General features: G+C 69.9%; 13 protein-coding genes. 2 read left to right on the top strand and 11 right to left on the bottom strand.

Translation table 11 applies throughout. From position 1 onward, the window contains the following. Positions 1-35: 35 nt before the first annotated feature. The 7 genes from trxA to ABZX96_RS32860 form a co-directional block, all read right to left on the bottom strand. Positions 36-362, bottom strand: coding sequence for a thioredoxin (trxA, locus tag ABZX96_RS32890; protein WP_355551470.1), 327 nt, complete (start codon positions 360-362; stop codon positions 36-38). Positions 363-402: 40 nt separating this feature from the next. Next, positions 403-1,383, bottom strand: coding sequence for a thioredoxin-disulfide reductase (gene trxB, locus ABZX96_RS32885; RefSeq protein ID WP_355551468.1), 981 nt, complete (start codon positions 1,381-1,383; stop codon positions 403-405). A 103-nt stretch (positions 1,384-1,486) separates the two neighbouring features. Next, a complete protein-coding gene (locus ABZX96_RS32880; protein ID WP_355551466.1) occupies positions 1,487-2,350 on the bottom strand; it encodes a hypothetical protein in 864 nt (287 codons plus the stop codon). After that, a complete protein-coding gene (gene sigM / locus ABZX96_RS32875) occupies positions 2,347-3,030 on the bottom strand; it encodes an RNA polymerase sigma factor SigM (protein WP_355551474.1) in 684 nt (227 codons plus the stop codon). Before sigM ends, ABZX96_RS32880 begins: the two co-directional genes overlap by 4 nt. 186 nt (positions 3,031-3,216) lie before the next feature. After that, positions 3,217-4,932 carry a protein kinase family protein gene (locus ABZX96_RS32870; RefSeq protein WP_355551465.1) on the bottom strand — a complete coding sequence of 572 codons (1,716 nt, stop codon included), beginning with the start codon at positions 4,930-4,932 and terminating at the stop codon, positions 3,217-3,219. Positions 4,933-5,039: 107 nt separating this feature from the next. Further along, positions 5,040-7,301 (bottom strand): murein biosynthesis integral membrane protein MurJ, encoded by a 2,262-nt coding sequence (murJ, locus tag ABZX96_RS32865; protein WP_355551464.1) that lies wholly within the window; start codon positions 7,299-7,301, stop codon positions 5,040-5,042. Between the two features lie 46 nt (positions 7,302-7,347). Next, a complete protein-coding gene (locus ABZX96_RS32860; protein WP_355551463.1) occupies positions 7,348-9,639 on the bottom strand; it encodes a DUF6049 family protein in 2,292 nt (763 codons plus the stop codon). Positions 9,640-9,808: 169 nt separating this feature from the next. Between ABZX96_RS32860 and ABZX96_RS32855 the strand changes: the two genes are divergently transcribed. Continuing rightward, complete coding sequence (locus ABZX96_RS32855; RefSeq protein ID WP_355551461.1) at positions 9,809-11,284, top strand: CCA tRNA nucleotidyltransferase; 1,476 nt, start codon at positions 9,809-9,811, stop codon at positions 11,282-11,284. Positions 11,285-11,343: 59 nt separating this feature from the next. On the opposite strand, the gene ABZX96_RS32850 is transcribed toward ABZX96_RS32855, so the two are convergent. The 4 genes from ABZX96_RS32850 to ABZX96_RS32835 all read right to left on the bottom strand — a co-directional run bounded on the left by ABZX96_RS32850 (position 11,344) and on the right by ABZX96_RS32835 (position 15,245). Next, the gene (locus ABZX96_RS32850; protein ID WP_355551472.1) at positions 11,344-11,658 is read right to left on the bottom strand and encodes a hypothetical protein; all 315 of its coding nucleotides are present in this window, start codon (positions 11,656-11,658) and stop codon (positions 11,344-11,346) included. A gap of 440 nt (positions 11,659-12,098) precedes the next feature. Further along, positions 12,099-13,361, bottom strand: coding sequence for an MFS transporter (locus ABZX96_RS32845; protein ID WP_355551459.1), 1,263 nt, complete (start codon positions 13,359-13,361; stop codon positions 12,099-12,101). Between the two features lie 73 nt (positions 13,362-13,434). After that, positions 13,435-14,517, bottom strand: coding sequence for an inositol-3-phosphate synthase (locus ABZX96_RS32840; RefSeq protein ID WP_355551457.1), 1,083 nt, complete (start codon positions 14,515-14,517; stop codon positions 13,435-13,437). Positions 14,518-14,567: 50 nt separating this feature from the next. Further along, entirely contained in the window at positions 14,568-15,245 is a 678-nt protein-coding gene (locus ABZX96_RS32835) for a PadR family transcriptional regulator (protein ID WP_355551455.1), read from the bottom strand. 360 nt (positions 15,246-15,605) lie between these two features. On the opposite strand from ABZX96_RS32835, the gene ABZX96_RS32830 reads away from it, so the two are divergent. Further along, positions 15,606-18,269: a transglycosylase domain-containing protein gene (locus ABZX96_RS32830; RefSeq protein ID WP_355551453.1), complete on the top strand. Its 2,664-nt coding sequence runs from the start codon at positions 15,606-15,608 to the stop codon at positions 18,267-18,269. Positions 18,270-18,312: the final 43 nt, after the last annotated feature.

Raw genomic sequence — 18,312 nt, 5'->3', positions numbered from 1 at the left:
CCCCCAGTAGGGGCGGGCCCGTCCGCGTAGTGCGCTCAGGCGAGGAAGTCCGCGAGGTCCCGCTCGATGGCGGCCTTCGGCTTGGCGCCGACGATGGTCTTGACGACCTCGCCGCCCTTGTAGACGTTCATGGTCGGGATGGACATGACGCCGTACTTGGCGGTGGTCGCCGGGTTCTCGTCGGTGTTGAGCTTGGCGACGACGATCTCGTCGTGCTCCGCGGCGATGGCCTCCAGCGAGGGGGCGACCTGGCGGCACGGGCCGCACCAGACGGCCCAGAACTCGACGAGCACGGGCTTCTCGTTCTTGAGCACGACCTCGTCGAAGTTGTCGTCGGTCACAGTTACCGTGGCGCCGGCCATGGCGGTCTCCTTAATAAGCGTGGGGTGGGGGGTGGGGGAGTTACAGAGAAGCGGTCTTCTCCGGCTCCGGAGTGTGCTCCGGAGCGACGTCGGCGAGCGCGGCCAGGAAGCGCTCGGCGTCCAGCGCGGCGGAGCAGCCGGTGCCCGCAGCGGTGATCGCCTGGCGGTAGGTGTGGTCCACCACGTCACCGGCGGCGAAGACACCCGTCAGGTTGGTCCGTGTGCTGGGCGACTGCACCTTGAGGTAGCCCTCGTCGTCCAGGTCGAGCTGGTCCTTGAACAGCTCGGTCCGCGGGTCGTGGCCGATCGCGATGAACAGACCGGTCACCGGCAGCTCGCTGGTCTCGCCGGTCTTGAGGTTGCGCAGCGTGAGGCCGGCCAGCTTCGAGTCGCCGTGGATCTCGGCGACCTCGCTGTCCCACACAAACTTGATCTTCGGGTCGGCGAAGGCACGCTCCTGCATCGCCTTGCTGGCGCGCAGGGTGTCGCGACGGTGCACGATCGTGACCGACTTGGCGAAGCGGGAGAGGAAGGTCGCCTCCTCCATCGCCGTGTCGCCACCACCGATGACGGCGACGTCCTGCTCCTTGAAGAAGAACCCGTCGCAGGTGGCGCACCAGGAGACGCCGCGGCCCGACAGTTCGTCCTCACGGGGCAGCCCCAGCTTGCGGTGCTGGGAGCCGGTGGTGACGATGACGGCCTTGGCGCGGTGGACCGTGCCAGCGGTGTCGGTGACGGTCTTGATCTCCTGGGTGAGGTCGACGGCGACCACGTCGTCAGGAATGAGCTCGGCGCCGAAGCGCTCTGCCTGAGCTCGCATGTTGTCCATGAGGTCCGGGCCCATGATGCCGTCGCGGAAGCCGGGGAAGTTCTCCACGTCGGTGGTGTTCATCAGCGCGCCACCGGCCGTCACGGCGCCCTCGAAGACCAGCGGCTTGAGGGAGGCACGGGCGGTGTAGAGCGCGGCGGTGTAGCCCGCGGGCCCGGAGCCGATGATGATCACATTGCGGACGTCGCTCACGGGTGTCTTCCTTGTCTCTGCCGACTGCGTGGGATCTCTCACCCCACCCAACGGATCCTACGGGGCGAGCATTCCCGCAGTGCGGCAGCGGACCCCCAGCGGTTCATTCACGCTGGTACGAGCGGCTCAGCAAGATTTTCCCCGGAGCCGGGGGTGAGGCGGAGACGCAGGAAGCCGCGACGACGTACACCGACACCTGATCGGGATCGGAGGGGTGCGGCAGTATGACGAGATAGGCGTCCTTGCCTTCGTAGGCCTCGTGAGCCGAGGCGAGCGGAGCTTCCGGACGGCCGGTTCCCTGCCGGACACAGGCAGGCAGCGGGTCTTTCTCCCGGAAGGGGGAAGCCGAGCGGGCTCCGACCTCGGTGTGCACGGTGGTGAGCAGGGCATGGACCCGGTTCTTCAGGGCCACGTCCGTGCGCTCGGGTGAGGCGGTGGCCTGTGGCTGCCCGTTGTCCTCAGGCGAGGCGGACAGGTTCTGGACGACGATGCCGCCGACGCCCAGGACCGCGACGGCTGCCGCGGTACCGAGCAAGATCTTCGGCCAGCGCCGCGGTCGGTGACCTCGCGGCGCCGGGGAGGGGCGGCCGGGCCCGGTGGCGGCCCGAGGGTGGCCCTCGGGGCGGGTGCGGCTCGTTGTTTCACGTGAAACGCTGATCGTGTCGAGAGGTGGCGTTTCACGTGAAACGTGGGTCCCGGGGGCCGGTGTCGTGGCGTCCAGCAGCGCTTCGGCGGCAAGAGCCGCGTCGATCCGGCCGGCCACATCGGCGGGCATCCGGACTGGACCGGGCAGCGTGCCGAGCAGCCCCCGGATCTCCTCCAGCGAGGCGTGCACGTCTCCGCACAGTGAGCAGCGCGCCAGGTGATCCCGGACCGCCGCGGTGCGGGCCGGAGGGAGAAGACCGTCCGTGAGGGCGGAGATCTCCGCGACCTCCGGGTGCTCGTCCGTGTCGGTCGTGGATGTCACGCTCGCCCACCTCCGCCCTTCACGGCATCTGTGTCCTTCGGCCCTGCCGCCTGTGGGACGGACGTCCCCCGCGCCCGGTTCCTTCCCCCGCCGACGGGCTTGTTACCCCCTTGTTCCGGACGCAGATGGGTGAGGAGTGGAAGAAGGCGGGCGCGCCCTCGCGCGCAGCGGCTTTTGACGGTGCCGGCCGGCACGTCGAGGATCTCGGCGGCCTCGGCCACGGGGTAACCCTGCATGTCGACGAGTACGAGGGCGGCGCGCTGCTCTTCCGGCAGGGTGCGCAGCGCCGCCAGCAATTCCCGGTGCAGGTCCTGGCGCTCGGCCGGTACGGCGGCCGATTCGTGCGGCTCCAGGAGCTGCTCCAGGCGCTCGGTCTCCGCGACGGGTGAGGTGCGCCGGGAGGCGGTCTTGCGAGCCCGGTCGAGGCAGGCGTTGACGGTGATCCGGTGGAGCCAGGTGGTGACGGCGGACTGTCCGCGGAAGGTGTGAGCGGCGCGGTAGGCGGAGACGAGCGCGTCCTGGACGGCGTCCGCGGCTTCTTCGCGATCTCCGAGCGTGCGCAGTGCCACGGCCCAGAGCCGGTCGCGGTGTCGTCGGACTATCTCCCCGAAGGCATCGGGGTCACCCGCGACATGGCGGGTGAGGAGGTCCCTGTCGCTCACTACGTGAGGCCCGTCGATCCCAGCCTCCACGTGGCCCCCTGACGCGGGTAGCGGATGTCTGGGCCCATTGAAGCCGCTCCCCCAACGAAAGTAAATGCATGGGGATTCGGCCATGAGCCCGCACGAGGCCGGACGCCTGGGGCGGGTGGTGTGTGGTGGGCCCCGGGAAAACCTGCCCCGGGGCCCACCACACGCGGCGACTTGTCAGGAGCGGAGGCCGCTGAAGGAGACGTTCGTCAGGCCCTGCTTGTAACCGGCGCCGCTGAAGGTGTCGCGTGGCGCCCAGGGCATGGCCGTCATCCAGACCAGGACGTAGCGGGTCGGCTTCGGGTCCTTCACGGAGATCTTCGCTTCCGTGCCGTCGGTCTGGGTGCTGCCGAGCTTCTTCATCGAGCTCAAGGGAGCGGATGAGGACGTGGAGTCGGTGGCGTACAGGGAAACGGTGGTGTGGGGGCCGCCGAAGAGGAGCGCTATGTCCGCGCCCGTGACCTTGCGCTCCGATCCCAGGTCGTAGGTGATGCCCACGCCCTGCTTGACCGACGGGTGGAGGTCCGGTCCCTGGTTGAAGTACCGGGTCTTCCAGGCGGTGCCGGGGTCGCCGTCGTAGGTGAGGCCCACGTCGCCGGCGTGCTGGGGGTTTCCGTCCGGGTAGTACTCCTCGGCGCCGGCGATCTTCAGCGGGACACTGGCGGGCTTCTGGGGCTTCGCGTGGTCGTCGTCCGACTGGGAGTTGTTCTGCTGGTCCTGGTTCTCACCCTGGAGCAGCGTGTCCGCGAGTTGCCAACTCCCCAGCCCCAGCGCCGCGATGAGCAACGCGGAGACACCCCACTTGAGCGCCTTGCCGGTACGGCTGTGGAGAGGCGGGGGCGGAGTGGCGACGGGCTGGGCGAGGGCGGCGCCCTGCCGGGCCGCCGGACCGTAGGTGCCCTTCTGGAACGACGTGGGCCGGTAGGGCGTGGGCGTGGCGAACGTCGGCTCCGGAGGCCGGATGCGCGGCAGGGCGGCGACGGCCTTGGCGAGTTCTTCGGGCGTGGTGCAGGGCTGCTCCTGGCGGGAGGCCGTGGCACCGTCGTTGACCAGGGCCCGCATGGCCAGTTCGGCGAGTCCGCGGTGCACCCCCGCCCGCACCTGGTCGGGCGGGAGCAGCCCCACCCCCTTGGGAAGCCCGGGCAGGCCGTGCGCGTCGCTCTCGTACGGCCAGCGCCGGGTCAGGGCCGCGTACAGCAGCGCGCCGATGGATTCGGTGTCGGTGCGCTGGGGGTGCTCGCTGGTGATGCCGCGGAGCGCCGCCATGACGGCGAGCCCTCGGATGCGGTACTGCCCGGTGCCGGTGCGCAGCACCGCGCCCGGGGTCAGGCGCAAGTGGGACAGGCCCTCGCGGTGGGCGGCGGCCATCGCCTGGGAGACCTGGTGGACGAGTTGGTAGGCGTCGTGCGGTTCCAGGGGGCCGTTGCCGAGGATGGTGGTGAGTTCGACCGCGTCCGGCAGCCACTCGTGGACGACGTAGACGAGGTCGTTCTCTTCGACGGCGTCCAGCACCTGCACGAAGCGGGGGTCGCCGAGCAGCGCGGAGGAGCGGGCGGCGGACAGTACGGGGCGGGCCCGGGGGTGGTCGGCGGGCAGGATGTGCACACCCACGGCGCGGCGGAGCTTCTCATCGACCGCCCGCCAACTGCTGAAGCCGTCCAGACGGGTGACGCACTCCTCAAGGCGGTAGCGTCTGGCGAGCTTGTGGCCGCTGTGCAGGTCGGGCGGCGGCGTCCCGGCGCCCTTCTCCTCGGCGCGAGCGCCGTCCTGGCCCGTGCCGGCTGCTCCTTCGGCCTCCGCACCGTCGTCCGTGGCCCCGCCCGCCTTGGCGGACAGCGGTTCGTCACCGCTCGTGTCGGCCACGTCGACGGCAGCCGTGCTCCGTTCCGCCACCGTCGTTCCTGCCTCCCCATCCGTTGCAGGCTCCAAGAGCCACGACAATTGTGCCCACAGACCGCCACTATGCACGACACGCGATGGTGGGCGATGGTTGTGTGCGGTCAGCGCCCCAGCTTGGCCCGGACCATGCCGACCATGGCGTTCAGCTCGTCGATGCGCATCTTCCGGGCGGCCAGGTAGAAGACGACCATGAGCACGGCTCCACCGCCGACCAGGGCGGCCAGCGACCCGAGGAGCCCGGTGCCCAGGCCCTGGATGACGGCGTAGACGGCGACGCCGGAGAGCAGCGTCGCGGGGATGCTCGCGCCGGCGAGTCGCGCGTACGTACGCACGACGTGGGCGCCGTCCAGATCGCCACCCATCCGCTTGCGCAGCCGGCGCCACGCCACACCGACACCGATGATGTACGCCAGGCCGTAGGAGGCCGCCATGCCGACCACCGACCAGCGGGCGGGCAGGACGAGGAAGCAGACGGCGGATGCGGCGGCGTTCACGGCGGCGACGATGACCGTGTTGTAGAAGGGCGTGCGGGTGTCCTCGTACGCGTAGAACACGCGCAGGATGACGTACTGCACGGAGAAGGGGATCAGGCCGACGCCAAAGGCCATCAGCATGTAGCCCATCGACACGCCGGCCCCGGACGATCCGTAGATCAGCGTGCACAGCGGGATGCCGATCGAGAGGAAGCCGAAGGACAGCGGCACGATGGCGACCGCGGAGGTGCGCAGGCCCTGGGAGAGGTCGTCGCGGACCGCCCCGGTGTCGCCGTCGTGCGCGGAGCGCGACAGCCGGGGCAGCAGGGCGGCCATGACGGAGACGGTGATGATGGCCTGCGGCATGTTCCAGATGAGCTGGGCGCTGGCGTAGGCGATGTACCCCGTGCCGGGGTGGCCCTGCTGGGCGGCGGTGTTGCCCGCCCAGGTGGAGAGCTGGGTGACGACCAGGACGCCCGCCTGGTTGGCGAGCACGAACAGGACGGTCCACTTGGCGAGCTTGGCCGCCTTGCCCAGGCCGTGGCCGCGCCAGTCGAAGCGCAGCCGGAGCTTGAACCCGGCGTCGCGGAGATAGGGGACCATCGCCAGCGCCTGGACGACCAGGCCGAGCAGGGTGCCCAGACCCAGCAGCCGGATGCCTTCGTCGGGGATGGTGGTGACGCCCATGTGGGAGGTCTTGGCGGTGCCGTAGACCCAGATGAAGAGGCCGAAGGTGGCGATCATGACGATGTTGTTCAGGACCGGGGTCCACATCATCGCGCCGAAACGGCCGCGGGCGTTGAGGATCTGCCCCATCACGACGTGCACGCCCATGAAGAAGATCGTGGGCAGGCAGTAGCGGGTGAAGGCGACGGCGACCTCGTTGGCCCCCGGATCCCGGGAGATGTCGAAGGACACCAGTTTCACCAGGAGTGGCGCTCCCAGCACGGCCACGACGGTGAGGACGCCGAGCACCGCCACGACGAGCGTCAGCAGGCGGTTGGCGTACGCCTCGCCGCCGTCCTCGTCCTCCTTCATGGCGCGGACCAGCTGGGGGACGAACACGGAGTTCAGCCCGCCGCCGATGGTCAGAATGAAGATCATCGTGGGCAGGGTGTAGGCGACCTGCCAGGCGTCACCGAGGACCGCGCCTCCCAGCGCCGCCACGATCAGAGCGGACCGGACGAAGCCGGTGAGGCGGGAGACGATGGTGCCGGCGGCCATGATCGCGCTGGACTTGAGCAGCCCGCCGGACTTGCCGCCGGACGGCTTCGCCGCCGCGGGAGCCGAGGGCGGCTCCTGCGGCGCGGGCTCCGGCGCGGCGGGAACCGGCGGCGCGGGAACGGCCGCGGTCTCAGGGACGGGGTGCTGCGGAGGCGCCACCGGTCCCTGGTGCTCGTAGGGCCGGCGCTCGTAGGGCTGCTGGTCCCGGAAGAGGTGGGCGAACGCGTCCGGCTCAGGGCGCTCGTCGCCGGCCTGTGTGATCAGGTCGTCGACGCCGACGTACTGCGTCGAGGCGGCGTGGTCCCCGTACGGCAGGTGGCGCGTCGGCCCTTGCGGCTCGGGTGCCGGGGGCGCGGCCCACAGGTGCGGGTCGGGCGTGTGCTGGGGCGCGGGCGGCTGGTGGTAGAGGGGGTGCGGCTCCTGCCGGGGCGGCGGGGGAGGGTGGGCCGCCTGGTCGTAGAGCGCGTCGGCGACCGGGTCCTGGGCCGTGGGGTCCTGGGACCGGTAGGGATCGTTGGCGTAGGCGTCCTGCACGTAGGGGTCACGGGCATGGACGTCCTGGTCGTAGGGACCCGGCACAGGAGGCCCCTGGCGGTTCGGGGGGACCTGCGGCGCGGGGTCGCCGCTCGCGCCCCGGCCGCGGTCACCGTCGTACGGCGCATTCATCGCTGCCCCACCTCATCCGTCGCCGGCCATCCGGCCCCGTCAACTATCAACGGTCCACTTTCTCACCTGAGCCGGACGTGTCCGTGCTCTCCGAACCGGTGTCCGGTGCCGGGTCACCCGGCTGCTCGGGCTCGTCACCATCCGTGCCGTCGTCGCCACCTGTGCCGCCCTCGGTCCCTTCCTCCTCCTGGCGGGCCGCGGCGCGCTTGCGCTGGAGGTAGATCCGGACGCCGGCGAGCACGAGCAGGAGGACGCCGCCCGCGATGACGAGCATGATCGCAGAGGTGATCTCCGTGACGTTCACCACGAAGACCATGGGGTCCCCGTAGGGCTTGCCGTCCGCGGTGTAAAGCTGTGCGGTCACCTGCGCCGGGCCGTTCGCGTTCGCCGTGGTGTCGAACTTGAAGGACTGGCTGTGCCCACCGCTGACCTTGACCTCTTGGGGCTCGCCCGCGTCCAGCCGGTTCGTCTGCGAGGTGGTCAGCTCCAGCGTCAGGCCCTTGACGCCTTGGACGAGGTCGTTCTGCACCGTCACCGGGATCGTCGCGCTGCGCCCGGAGAGCGTGGCGTTCGACTTCTGGATCAGGTGGACGCGCTTCGTCAGGTCGTCGAGGTAGCTGCGGACGGAGCCGCGGAACGCCGTGGCGCCCGCGGTGTCGCCGCGCCACTCGGTCGACATCTCCCGCATCACGGCGTTGCCGAACGGCGTCGCCACCCGCTCCGGCCGGGACAGGATCACCTGGAAGTCGTCCAGGGCCGCCTGCGTGTCCTGCATCTGCCGGAAGGCGTCGACCGGGAGCTCCTGCGCCCGCAGTGAGCGGGGGTACGCGGAACGGGGCGGCACCTGGCGGGTGGCGTTCGGGTCGGGCTGGGCCTTGGCCGCGCCGCTGAGGTTCAGGGGCTGGGTCCAGCGCCCCGGGGACAGCGCCTTCAGCGCGGTGGCCATGGCCTGCGCCTGCGAGGCGGTGGGCAGCCGCTGCGGGGCGACCACGATGCTGCGCTGCCTGCCGGGTTCCTGGTTGGTGATCAGCAGGCTCTGCGCCAGGAAGCCCTGGACGGCCCGGGTGGCCTTGTCGGCGACGGTGAGGTCACCGGAGAAGGCGGTGGACAGCCGCGCGTCCGCGACGATGGCCGTGTTGCCGCCCCCGATGGGCCGGGCGGCCGTGGGGGTGTAGGTGAGTCCGCCGGTCTCCACGAGACTGTCGCTGCGCGTGATGACGTTGTGGGCGCCCGCCGAGGTGGCCACGTCGATGATCGACGCGTCGATCGCGCCGTTCACGGGCCAGGTGAAGTCGGTGCGCGGGGTGACGCCGAGGATCGTGTCCACGGCCGTCCTCGCCAGCTCGGTGGCCGGGCGCAGGTGACCGAGCGCGCCCGGGACGTCCTTGCCGTGGTGGGCGAGCGCTGCCAGGTCGGGGTCGGCGAACGGCAGCGCGACCACCTCGTGGGTCTTGACCGCGCCTTCCAGTTCGAGAAGCCACTGCCTGGCGACCGCCTGGTTCTTCCCGGGGCGGACGCCGTCGGCGGTCTCGACGTTGTAGTTCCTGGTCATCGCGTCGACGCTGGCGAGCAGGTCGGGGTCGACGACGAAGGTGACCGGCAGGTCCTTGCCCAGGGACAGGAGTTGCTGCAGTCGTCCGCCGGGCGCGATCTCCGCCGCCAGGTCGTCGTCGCGGAAGACGGGGGTCTGCACGGCGTTGGCGTCGGTCTCCGCGGTGAGGTGCGTGGTGGAGATCAGCGGCCACAGGAAGGTGAGCTGCGTTTTCTTCTGCGTGTCGGACGTCTGCCAGGGCAGGAACGTCCGCTGGATGCCCAGCACTCGCTCGTATTGGGCGTCGCGGGTCTGGCCCGACAGGGAGACCCCGAGTTGGTAGACGCCATCACCGCCGAGGTCGAGGTCCTTGACCGGGACGCGGAGCGAGAAGGGCCGGCTGACGCCCGGGTTCAGTCGGTCGATCTTCTGGGTGTGCCCCTTGATCTCCGGTCCGTCCGCGTCGGGTGAGAACCCGGTGCGCCGGGCGGCGGCGTCCAGGGTGCTGCGGGTGTCGAAGGAGGCACCGACCCGCAGCCCCACGTGGGCGTCGGTGACGGGGGCGGATCCCTCGTTCGTCAGCGTGCCGGAGACGGTGACCGTGCCGTCCTTCGCCGGGACCGTGGGGGTGAGGGAGTCGATGGCGACGTCGACGGTGCGCGAGCCCTCCGCCGCGTGGGCGGCCACGGGGGCGGGGAGTTGCACCAGGGTCGCGAGGAGGGGCAGCCCGGCGAGCAGCGTCGCGGCCCGTCGCCGCCATCGGCCACGCGGCCGTTCACGCCCCTGGAACCCTGCCGCCTCGGCCACGCGCTCGCCCGTCCCTCGTCGTCGTCAGTGGTCGTCGGAATGTGCGTCCACGCATGGTAACGAGGCCCACGGCGCCGAAGTGCTGGGGATCGGGCCACAAGATCGGCGCCCTCGTGCCGCCCCGTCGCCGGAGCGCTTCGCGCGGCCCGGCCACGTACCCTGTTCTGTTGTGCCGAACGCCAACAATGACACCTCTTCCCCGCAGACCGAGCGGACGCCGCAGCAGGCGGACGCGCTGAACCGGGTCCAGCGCCGTGCCGTCGGCGAGCTGCTGCGGGTCTCCCCCGTCGCGGACGATCTGGCCCGCCGATTCCAGGAGGCCGGGTTCACGCTTGCCCTGGTCGGCGGTTCGGTGCGGGACGCGCTGCTCGGGCGGCTCGGCAACGACCTGGACTTCACGACCGACGCCCGCCCCGAGGACGTACTGAAGATCGTCCGGCCGTGGGCCGACGCGGTCTGGGAGGTCGGGATCGCCTTCGGCACGGTGGGGTGCAAGAAGGACTCCTTCGACATCGAGGTGACGACGTACCGCTCGGAGGCGTACGACCGCACGTCGCGCAAGCCGGAGGTGTCCTACGGCGACTCCATCGAGGAAGACCTGGTGCGCCGGGACTTCACGGTGAACGCCATGGCGGTGGCACTGCCGCAGAAGGAGTTCATCGACCCGCACAACGGCCTGGAGGACCTGGCCGCGCGGGTGTTGCGGACGCCGGGCACCCCGCAGGAGTCGTTCTCCGATGATCCGCTGCGCATGATGCGGGCCGCCCGGTTCGCGGCCCAGCTCGACTTCGACGTCGCTCCGGATGTGGTGGAGGCGATGAAGGAGATGGCGGAACGGATCGACATCGTCTCCGCGGAGCGGGTGCAGGCCGAGCTGAACAAGCTGATCCTGGCCGCCCACCCGCGCAAGGGCCTGAAGCTGCTGGTCGAGTCCGGAATCGCCGATCGGGTACTGCCGGAGCTGCCCGCACTGCGACTCGAACGTGACGAACATCACCGTCACAAGGATGTCTACGAGCACACGCTGACGGTGCTGGAGCAGGCCATCGACCTGGAACAGGACGGACCGGACCTGGTGCTCCGGCTGGCCGCGCTGCTGCACGACATCGGAAAGCCGAAGACGCGTCGCTTCGAGCAGGACGGCCGGGTCTCCTTCCACCACCACGAGGTGGTGGGCGCGAAGATGACCAAGAAGCGCATGACCGCCCTGAAGTACTCCAACGAGATGATCAAGGACGTCTCGCGGCTGGTGGAGCTGCACCTGCGCTTCCACGGCTACGGGACGGGAGAGTGGACGGACTCTGCGGTCCGGCGCTACGTACGCGACGCAGGTCCCCTGCTGGAGCGGCTGCACAAGCTGACCCGTTCGGACTGCACCACCCGCAACAAGCGCAAGGCCAACGCGCTGTCGCGGGCGTACGACGGCCTGGAGGAGCGGATCGCCCGGCTCCAGGAGCAGGAGGAGCTGGACGCGATCCGCCCCGACCTGGACGGCAACGACATCATGCGGATCCTCGACATCGCCCCCGGACCGCAGGTGGGCCGGGCCTACCAGCACCTGCTGGAACTGCGGCTGGAGAATGGGCCGATGGAGCACGAGGAGGCCGTAGCCGCCCTCAAGGAGTGGTGGGCCGGCCAGAGCTGACGTTTCACGTGAAACGCAGGTTCGCGAACGCCGCGTTTCACGTGAAACAACCCGGGAGCCTACTGCTTCACGTCCTCCAGGCACAGCACGACCTTGTTGCGGTGGCGTCGGCCGCTGGCCTCCGAGTAGGCGTTGTACTTGGTGAGGTCACACAGCGACTTGTCCGTGGTGTCGTCGTGCACCTCGGCCACCTTGTACTTGGCCTCGGAGGAAGAGCAGTCCACCGTTTCCATCTTCGGCGAGTACGTGCTGCCCGTGTTCTTCATGCAGTCACCGACCGCCGCGGTCTTGGCGTCGCTGCCGAACAGGGAGTCCCAGACGGACCTGAAGCCGATGAGGCCGCCGATCACCACGCCGATGACGACGAACGTCATCACGACCCGGCCGACCTTCCGGCCGGCGGTGTCACGCGGAGGCGTGGGCGCCGGGGGCTGGGGCCCCGGCACGGGCGCGCCGTACGGAGCGGCCTGCGGATACCCGTAGCCGCCCGGCGGAGGCGACGGCTGACCGTAGGGCGCGGGCGGAACAGACTGGCCGTACGGAGCTGCCTGCGGAGGCTGGCCGTAAGGGGTCGCTTGCGGAGGCTGGCCGTAGGGGGGCGGGGGCGCCTGCGGAGGCTGGCCGTACGGTGCGTTGGCGGCCTGCGGCGGCTGGCCGTACGGGTTCTGGCCGTACGGATTGTGGCCGTAGGGTGGCTGCCCCGGCTGCGGTGGCGTGGTCACGAAAGTCCCCCGTGCATGTCGTTGTGTCATGGACGCCGGTAAACGTATCGGGTCGCAGTGACGCCGCGGACACCGCTCTGGGGCGTACCGGCTCATGCCGCGGCGCGACGCGCGCACCGGGGCATTGCGACGGCGACGACGGCGTACAGCAGGGCGGTGGCCAAGACGAGAGCTACCGAGATGCCGTTGGACGGGAGCACCAGGGCGGTCACCCCCGCGGCGGCGACGAACGCCACGTTGAACAGCACGTCGTAGAGGGCGAACCCGCGCCCGCGGAAGGCGTCGTCGACCGACAGCTGAACGACCGTGTCCGTGGCGATCTTCGCGCTCTGGGTCGTGAGCCCGAGGACGAAGGCGACGGTCAGCACCGGGCCCGGCGCGAACGACAGGCCGAGCGCCGGCACCAGCACCGCCGCGGTCCCGGCGCAGACCGCGATCCAGCCGAGCGGGGTGTGACGTGCCACGGCCCACGGCGTCAGGACGGCGGCCAGGAAGTACCCGGCCCCGGACACCACCACCGCCAGCCCCAGGAGCGCCACACCCTGGGACGTACCGTCCGACCAGGCGTACCGGCACAGCATCAGCACCATGACGGTCAGGGCGCCGTAGCAGAAGCGCAGCACGGCCATCGCGCCCAGGGCGGAGCCGGCGGCGCGCCGCTCCGCGAGATGCCGCGCGCCGGCCATCAGCCCGCACGCCGTGTCCCGCACCGCGACCGCCGGCCCGCGCCGCGGTGGGAGGGTGCGCGGGCCGAGGCGCCCCGGCGCCATCCGCAGGGCGGTCAGGGCCGAGGTGAGATAGAGGGCCGCGGCCAGGAGCACGACGAGCGCGTCGGTGTCCGGGCCGATCAGCCGGACGGCGAAAGCCAGCCCGCCGCCGGCGGTGGCCGCGAGGGTGCCGGCCGTCGGGGTCAGGGAGTTGGCCAGGACCAGCCGGTCCCCGTGGACCACATGGGGCAGCGCCGCCGAGAGTCCCGCGAGGACGAAGCGGTTGACGGCGGTGACCGACAGGGCGGAGACGTAGAACAGCCACCCCGGGGCCGCCCCGGTGATCAGTGCGGCGGTGACGAGGGCGAGGACGGCGCGCAGCGCGTTGCCGAAGAGGAGCACCTGCCGGCGGCGCCACCGGTCGAGCAGCACCCCGGTGAAGGGACCCAGCAGCGAATAGGGCAGGAGCAGGACGGCCATGGCGGAGGCGATGGCCACCGGCGAGGTCTGCTGCTCGGGGGAGAACACCACGTGGGTGGCGAGCGCTACCTGGTAGACGCCGTCCGCGCCCTGCGAGAGCAGCCGTACGGCCAGCAGCGAACGGAAGTCGCGCGAGCGGAGCAGGAGCCGGAGATCGCGTGCGGGCATGGCCCCACCCTCACAGCACACAGGCTCCCGAGGGGACGTTTCGGGAGCCTGTGGCGGAGCGGTGCGCGGGTGCTTAGCGCTCGACCTCGCCGCGGATGAACTTCTCGACGTTCTCGCGGGCCTCGTCGTCGAAGTACTGGACCGGCGGGGACTTCATGAAGTACGAGGACGCGGAGAGGACGGGGCCGCCGATGCCGCGGTCCTTGGCGATCTTCGCGGCGCGCAGCGCGTCGATGATGACGCCGGCGGAGTTCGGGGAGTCCCAGACCTCCAGCTTGTACTCCAGGTTCAGCGGCACGTCACCGAAGGCACGGCCTTCGAGGCGGACGTAGGCCCACTTGCGGTCGTCGAGCCAGGCCACGTAGTCCGAGGGGCCGATGTGGACGTTGTCCTCGCCCAGCTCGCGGTCGCGGATCTGGGAGGTGACGGCCTGCGTCTTGGAGATCTTCTTGGACTCCAGGCGGTCGCGCTCCAGCATGTTCTTGAAGTCCATGTTGCCGCCGACGTTGAGCTGCATCGTGCGGTCCAGGACGACGCCGCGGTCCTCGAAGAGCTTGGCCATGACGCGGTGCGTGATGGTGGCGCCCACCTGGGACTTGATGTCGTCACCGACGATCGGCACGCCGGCCTCGGTGAACTTGTCCGCCCACTCCTTGGTGCCGGCGATGAACACGGGCAGCGCGTTGACGAAGGCGACCTTGGCGTCGATGGCGCACTGGGCGTAGAACTTCGCCGCGTCCTCGGAGCCGACGGGGAGGTAGCAGACCAGGACGTCGACCTGCCGGTCCTTGAGGACCTGGACGACGTCGACCGGCGCCTCCTGGGACTCCTCGATGGTCTGGCGGTAGTACTTGCCCAGACCGTCCAGGGTGTGGCCGCGCTGGACGGTCACACCGGCGGGCGGCACGTCGCAGATCTTGATGGTGTTGTTCTCGCTGGCGCCGATGGCGTCCGCGAGGTCGAGGCCGACCTTCTTGGCGTCGACGTCGAAGGCAGCCACGAACTCGATGTCACGGACGTGGTAGTCGCCGAACTGCACGTGCATGAGGCCGGGCACACGGCTGTCCGGGTCGGCGTCCTTGTAGTACTCGACGCCCTGTACCAGCGAGGCGGCGCAGTTGCCCACACCGACGATGGCTACGCGAACCGAACCCATTCCGGTTGCTCCCTGTGTGTTCTCGAATGAGGCCCCGCGGACGCGGCGTCTCATGGGGTGGTGTCATCGGACGGATCCGGCCCGGAATCACCCCGGCGCCGGGGCAGGCCGTCCGCGCTTTCTGACGTGTCCTTCTTGTCCTGCTCAGCGGACCCCGGGGCGCGTTGATCACGTCCGGCACGCTCGCTCTCGATCAGCTCGTTCAGCCACCGGACCTCGCGCTCCACGGATTCCATGCCGTGGCGCTGCAGTTCGAGGGTGTAGTCGTCCAGCCGCTCACGGGTCCGGGCGAGAGAGACGCGCATCTTTTCGAGGCGCTCCTCCAGCCGGCTGCGGCGGCCTTCCAGCACCCGCATGCGGACGTCCCGCGAGGTCTGCCCGAAGAAGGCGAAGCGCACGCCGAAGTGCTCGTCCTCCCACGCGTCCGGGCCGGAATGGGAGAGCAGCTCCTCGAAGTGCTCCTTCCCCTCCGCGGTCAGCCGATAGACGATCTTCGCTCGGCGCCCCCCGAGGGAGGCGGCGGGAGCTTCCCCGGCTCCGCCGGTCTCCTCGGTCAGCCAGCCGTTGGCGACCAGGGCCTTGAGGCAGGGATACAGGGTGCCGTAGCTGAACGCACGGAAGACCCCCAACGACGTGTTGAGCCGTTTGCGCAGCTCGTAGCCGTGCATGGGGGACTCGCGCAGCAGGCCCAGGACGGCGAATTCGAGGATGCCGGACCGTCTGCTCATCCCCACCTCCTCGGCCTCGTGCCTTCTTTATGTCGAGCTGATGTATCGACTCGATACATCCCGACGATAGAACGGTGACCCGGAAGGGACAAGCGGGGGCATGGTGAACGGCGTCACATCGTTGATTCCCCGTACGCAACCTGACTGATTTGCAGTGAATTTCGGCGGTGGGTGGGATTTGGCCGTGCGTAGTCTGTGCGCCATGCGAACTGCCGGGAACCGTGGGACGAGAAGTTGCGTCCCTGCTCGCGGTGCAGTGCGGCCCGTGAGCCTCAGGCGGGTCGTGCGTCGGGGGGATCCGAAGTCAACTGCCGCCTACAGGCGCCGAAATGGCGCGCCTGTCCGAGGAGTAACCGTTCCATGAGCGAGCACCGTCGCAAACCGCCTCAGCCGCAGGGCGGCGGACGTGCCGCGGCACGACGCGCCGCACAACAGTCATCGGGGCGCCGCGCGGCGCCCACTCACGGTTCGTCTCCAAGTCCCGAGGCGTACGAACAGACCCCACCGTACGGCGGCCGGGCGGAGGCCCGGCGCGCCGCGCGGCGCGGGGGACGGCGGCGCTCGGCGGACACGACCGCGATGTCCTCCGATGGTGGGCGCGGCGGTCGCGGAGGCGGACGCCGTACCGGAGGCGGCGGCCATGAGGGCGGTCGCGGGCGGGGCCGGGGCGGGAAGCCGGCCAAGAAGCGGCTCATCGATTACCCGCGCGCGGGACGGATCGGCTGGCGCCGCTTCGTCCCCTCCTGGAAGCAGGTGGTCGGCACCTGTGTGGGCTTCATAGGGCTGCTCGTCGGTGCCTCGGGCATCGCACTGGCCTATGTGGACATCCCCAAGGCCAACAACGCCGCCAAGATCCAGAAGAACGTCTACTACTGGGCGAACGGCAAGCCGATGGTGGTCGCGGGCGGTGGTGAGCTCAACCGCCAGATCGTTTCGATCTCTCAGATCCCCAAGTCGATGCAGAACGCGGTGATCGCGGCGGAGAACGCCTCCTTCCGTACGGACGCCGGTGTCGACCCGATGGGCATCGCCCGCGCGGTCCTCAACATGGCGCGCGGTGGCACGACCCAGAGCGGATCGACCATCACCCAGCAGTACGTGAAGAACACCTACCTGGACCAGTCGCAGACGATCAAGCGCAAGATCACCGAGCTGTTCATCTCCATCAAGGTCGGCGCCCAGATGGAGAAGGACGACATCCTGGCCGGTTACCTCAACACCGCCTACTACGGCCGGGGCGCCTACGGCATCCAGGCGGCCTCCCGCGCGTACTACGGCAAGGACTGCGAGGACCTGACGCCGAGCGAGAGCGCCTTCATGTCGGCGCTGCTCAACGGGCCGAACCTCTACGACCCGTACATCACCCCGGAGGTCAAGGGCACCAACCAGGACCGCGCCGAGCGCCGCTGGGCCTGGACGCTGGACCGCGAGGTGGAGGTCGGGCTCATGAACAAGGCCGACCGGGACAAGATCACGAAGTTCCCCATGCCGCGCAAGCCGCAGAAGGCGATGGACCTGCGCGGGCAGAAGGGCTACCTCGTCGACCTGGCCAACAACTACATCACCGCCAACACCGACATCACCGAGACCCAGCTGAAGATGGGTGGCTACGAGATCCACACGACCTTCGACGAGAAGAAGGTCAACCAGCTCTCAAAGGCCGTCGACAAGATCACCAAGGAGTACATCAAGCCGGAGAAGCGCGCGGTCGACAAGTACGTCCAGTTCGGTGGGGCGTCGGTGGAACCGGGCACCGGCAAGATCGTCGCCATCTACGGCGGCAAGGACGCGACCGAGCACTACACCAACAACGCGGACTACACCGGCGTGCAGGTCGGTTCGACCTTCAAACCGTTCGTCCTGGCTGCGGCCATGGACAAGGGCGTGCGCAGCCCCAGTGACCCGTCCATCCGCACCCGGGTCTCGCCGGCCAGCGTCTACAACGGCAACAACAAGCTGACACTGCTCAATTACGACGGCACCGTCTGGCACGACAAGGACGGCAACGAGTGGCACCAGCGCAACGACGGCGACAAGGACGAGGGCAAGGTCACCCTGCGCCAGGCGATGCAGGTGTCGGCCAACACGCCCTACATCCAGCTCGGCATGAACGTGGGCACCGAGACAGTGAAGGAAGCCGCCATAAGCGCGGGCCTGCGCGACGACAAGAGCATGGCGAAGACCACGCCGACCTTCTCGCTCGGTACCTCCTCCCCCAGCGCCATCCGGCTGGCCGGCGCCTATGCCACCTTCGCCTCCAGCGGTCAGCAGAACGACCCGTACTCGGTGGAGAGCGTCGAGAAGGACGGGGTCACCAAGTACAAGCACGAGAGCAAGCCGAAGACCGGCTTCTCCCCGGCGGTCGCGGACAACGTCACGGACGTCCTGAAGACCGTGGTCGAAAAGGGCACCGGCACGGCCGCGCAGCTGCCGGACGGGCGTGAGGTGGCGGGCAAGACCGGCACCACCGACGACAACCGCTCGGCGTGGTTCGCGGGCTACACCAAGCAGCTCGCGACCACGATCGGCATGTGGCGGGTGAACGACCAGGCCAAGCAGCAGACGTTCGAGAAGATGTACGGCGTCGGTGGTGAGAAGAAGATCCACGGTGCGTCGTTCCCGGCCCGTATCTGGGCGGACTACATGACCGAGGCGATGCGGGGCCAGCAGCTCCTGCCCTTCCCCAAGCCGGGGCCAATCGGCCAGTTGGTGTACGGCGAGGGCATGCGCCCGTCCCCGACGCCGTCGGCGACCACCGCTCCGCCGGCCGAGCCGGACCCGACGCCGTCCGACTCGGTCGAGCCCACCCCGACCACCGCATCGCCCACCCCGACCGACACATGCTCCGTGCTGGACCCCGGATGCCGGGGTCAGGAAACCGGGGACCCGTCCACCGGCGGTCCGACGGGCAAGCCGAGCCCCGATCCCACCACCACCCCGCCCGGCACGCCGGATCCTCCGGGGAAGGGCCATGACGACGGTGGCAACCTGTTCGGGGAACCGGACGGAGGGCCGTGGAACTGACGCCGCACCGTTTCACGTGAAACACGCTGCGTTTCACGTGAAA

The organism is Streptomyces sp. NPDC003077 (genome assembly GCF_040611095.1).
Lineage (GTDB): Bacteria > Actinomycetota > Actinomycetes > Streptomycetales > Streptomycetaceae > Streptomyces.
Note: the sequence above shows the minus strand (reverse complement) of the source record. Positions and strands in the feature narration are given on the sequence as shown.

Bases quoted from the DNA above. Each gene is read 5' to 3' on its own strand.
- ABZX96_RS32830 (WP_355551453.1), top strand. From the start codon at position 15,606: ATGAGCGAGCACCGTCGCAAACCGCCTCAGCCGCAGGGCGGCGGACGT.
- ABZX96_RS32835 (WP_355551455.1), bottom strand. From the start codon at position 15,245: ATGAGCAGACGGTCCGGCATCCTCGAATTCGCCGTCCTGGGCCTGCTG.
- murJ (WP_355551464.1), bottom strand. From the start codon at position 7,301: ATGAATGCGCCGTACGACGGTGACCGCGGCCGGGGCGCGAGCGGCGAC.
- trxA (WP_355551470.1), bottom strand. From the start codon at position 362: ATGGCCGGCGCCACGGTAACTGTGACCGACGACAACTTCGACGAGGTC.
- ABZX96_RS32850 (WP_355551472.1), bottom strand. From the start codon at position 11,658: ATGACGTTCGTCGTCATCGGCGTGGTGATCGGCGGCCTCATCGGCTTC.
- ABZX96_RS32845 (WP_355551459.1), bottom strand. From the start codon at position 13,361: ATGCCCGCACGCGATCTCCGGCTCCTGCTCCGCTCGCGCGACTTCCGT.
- ABZX96_RS32840 (WP_355551457.1), bottom strand. From the start codon at position 14,517: ATGGGTTCGGTTCGCGTAGCCATCGTCGGTGTGGGCAACTGCGCCGCC.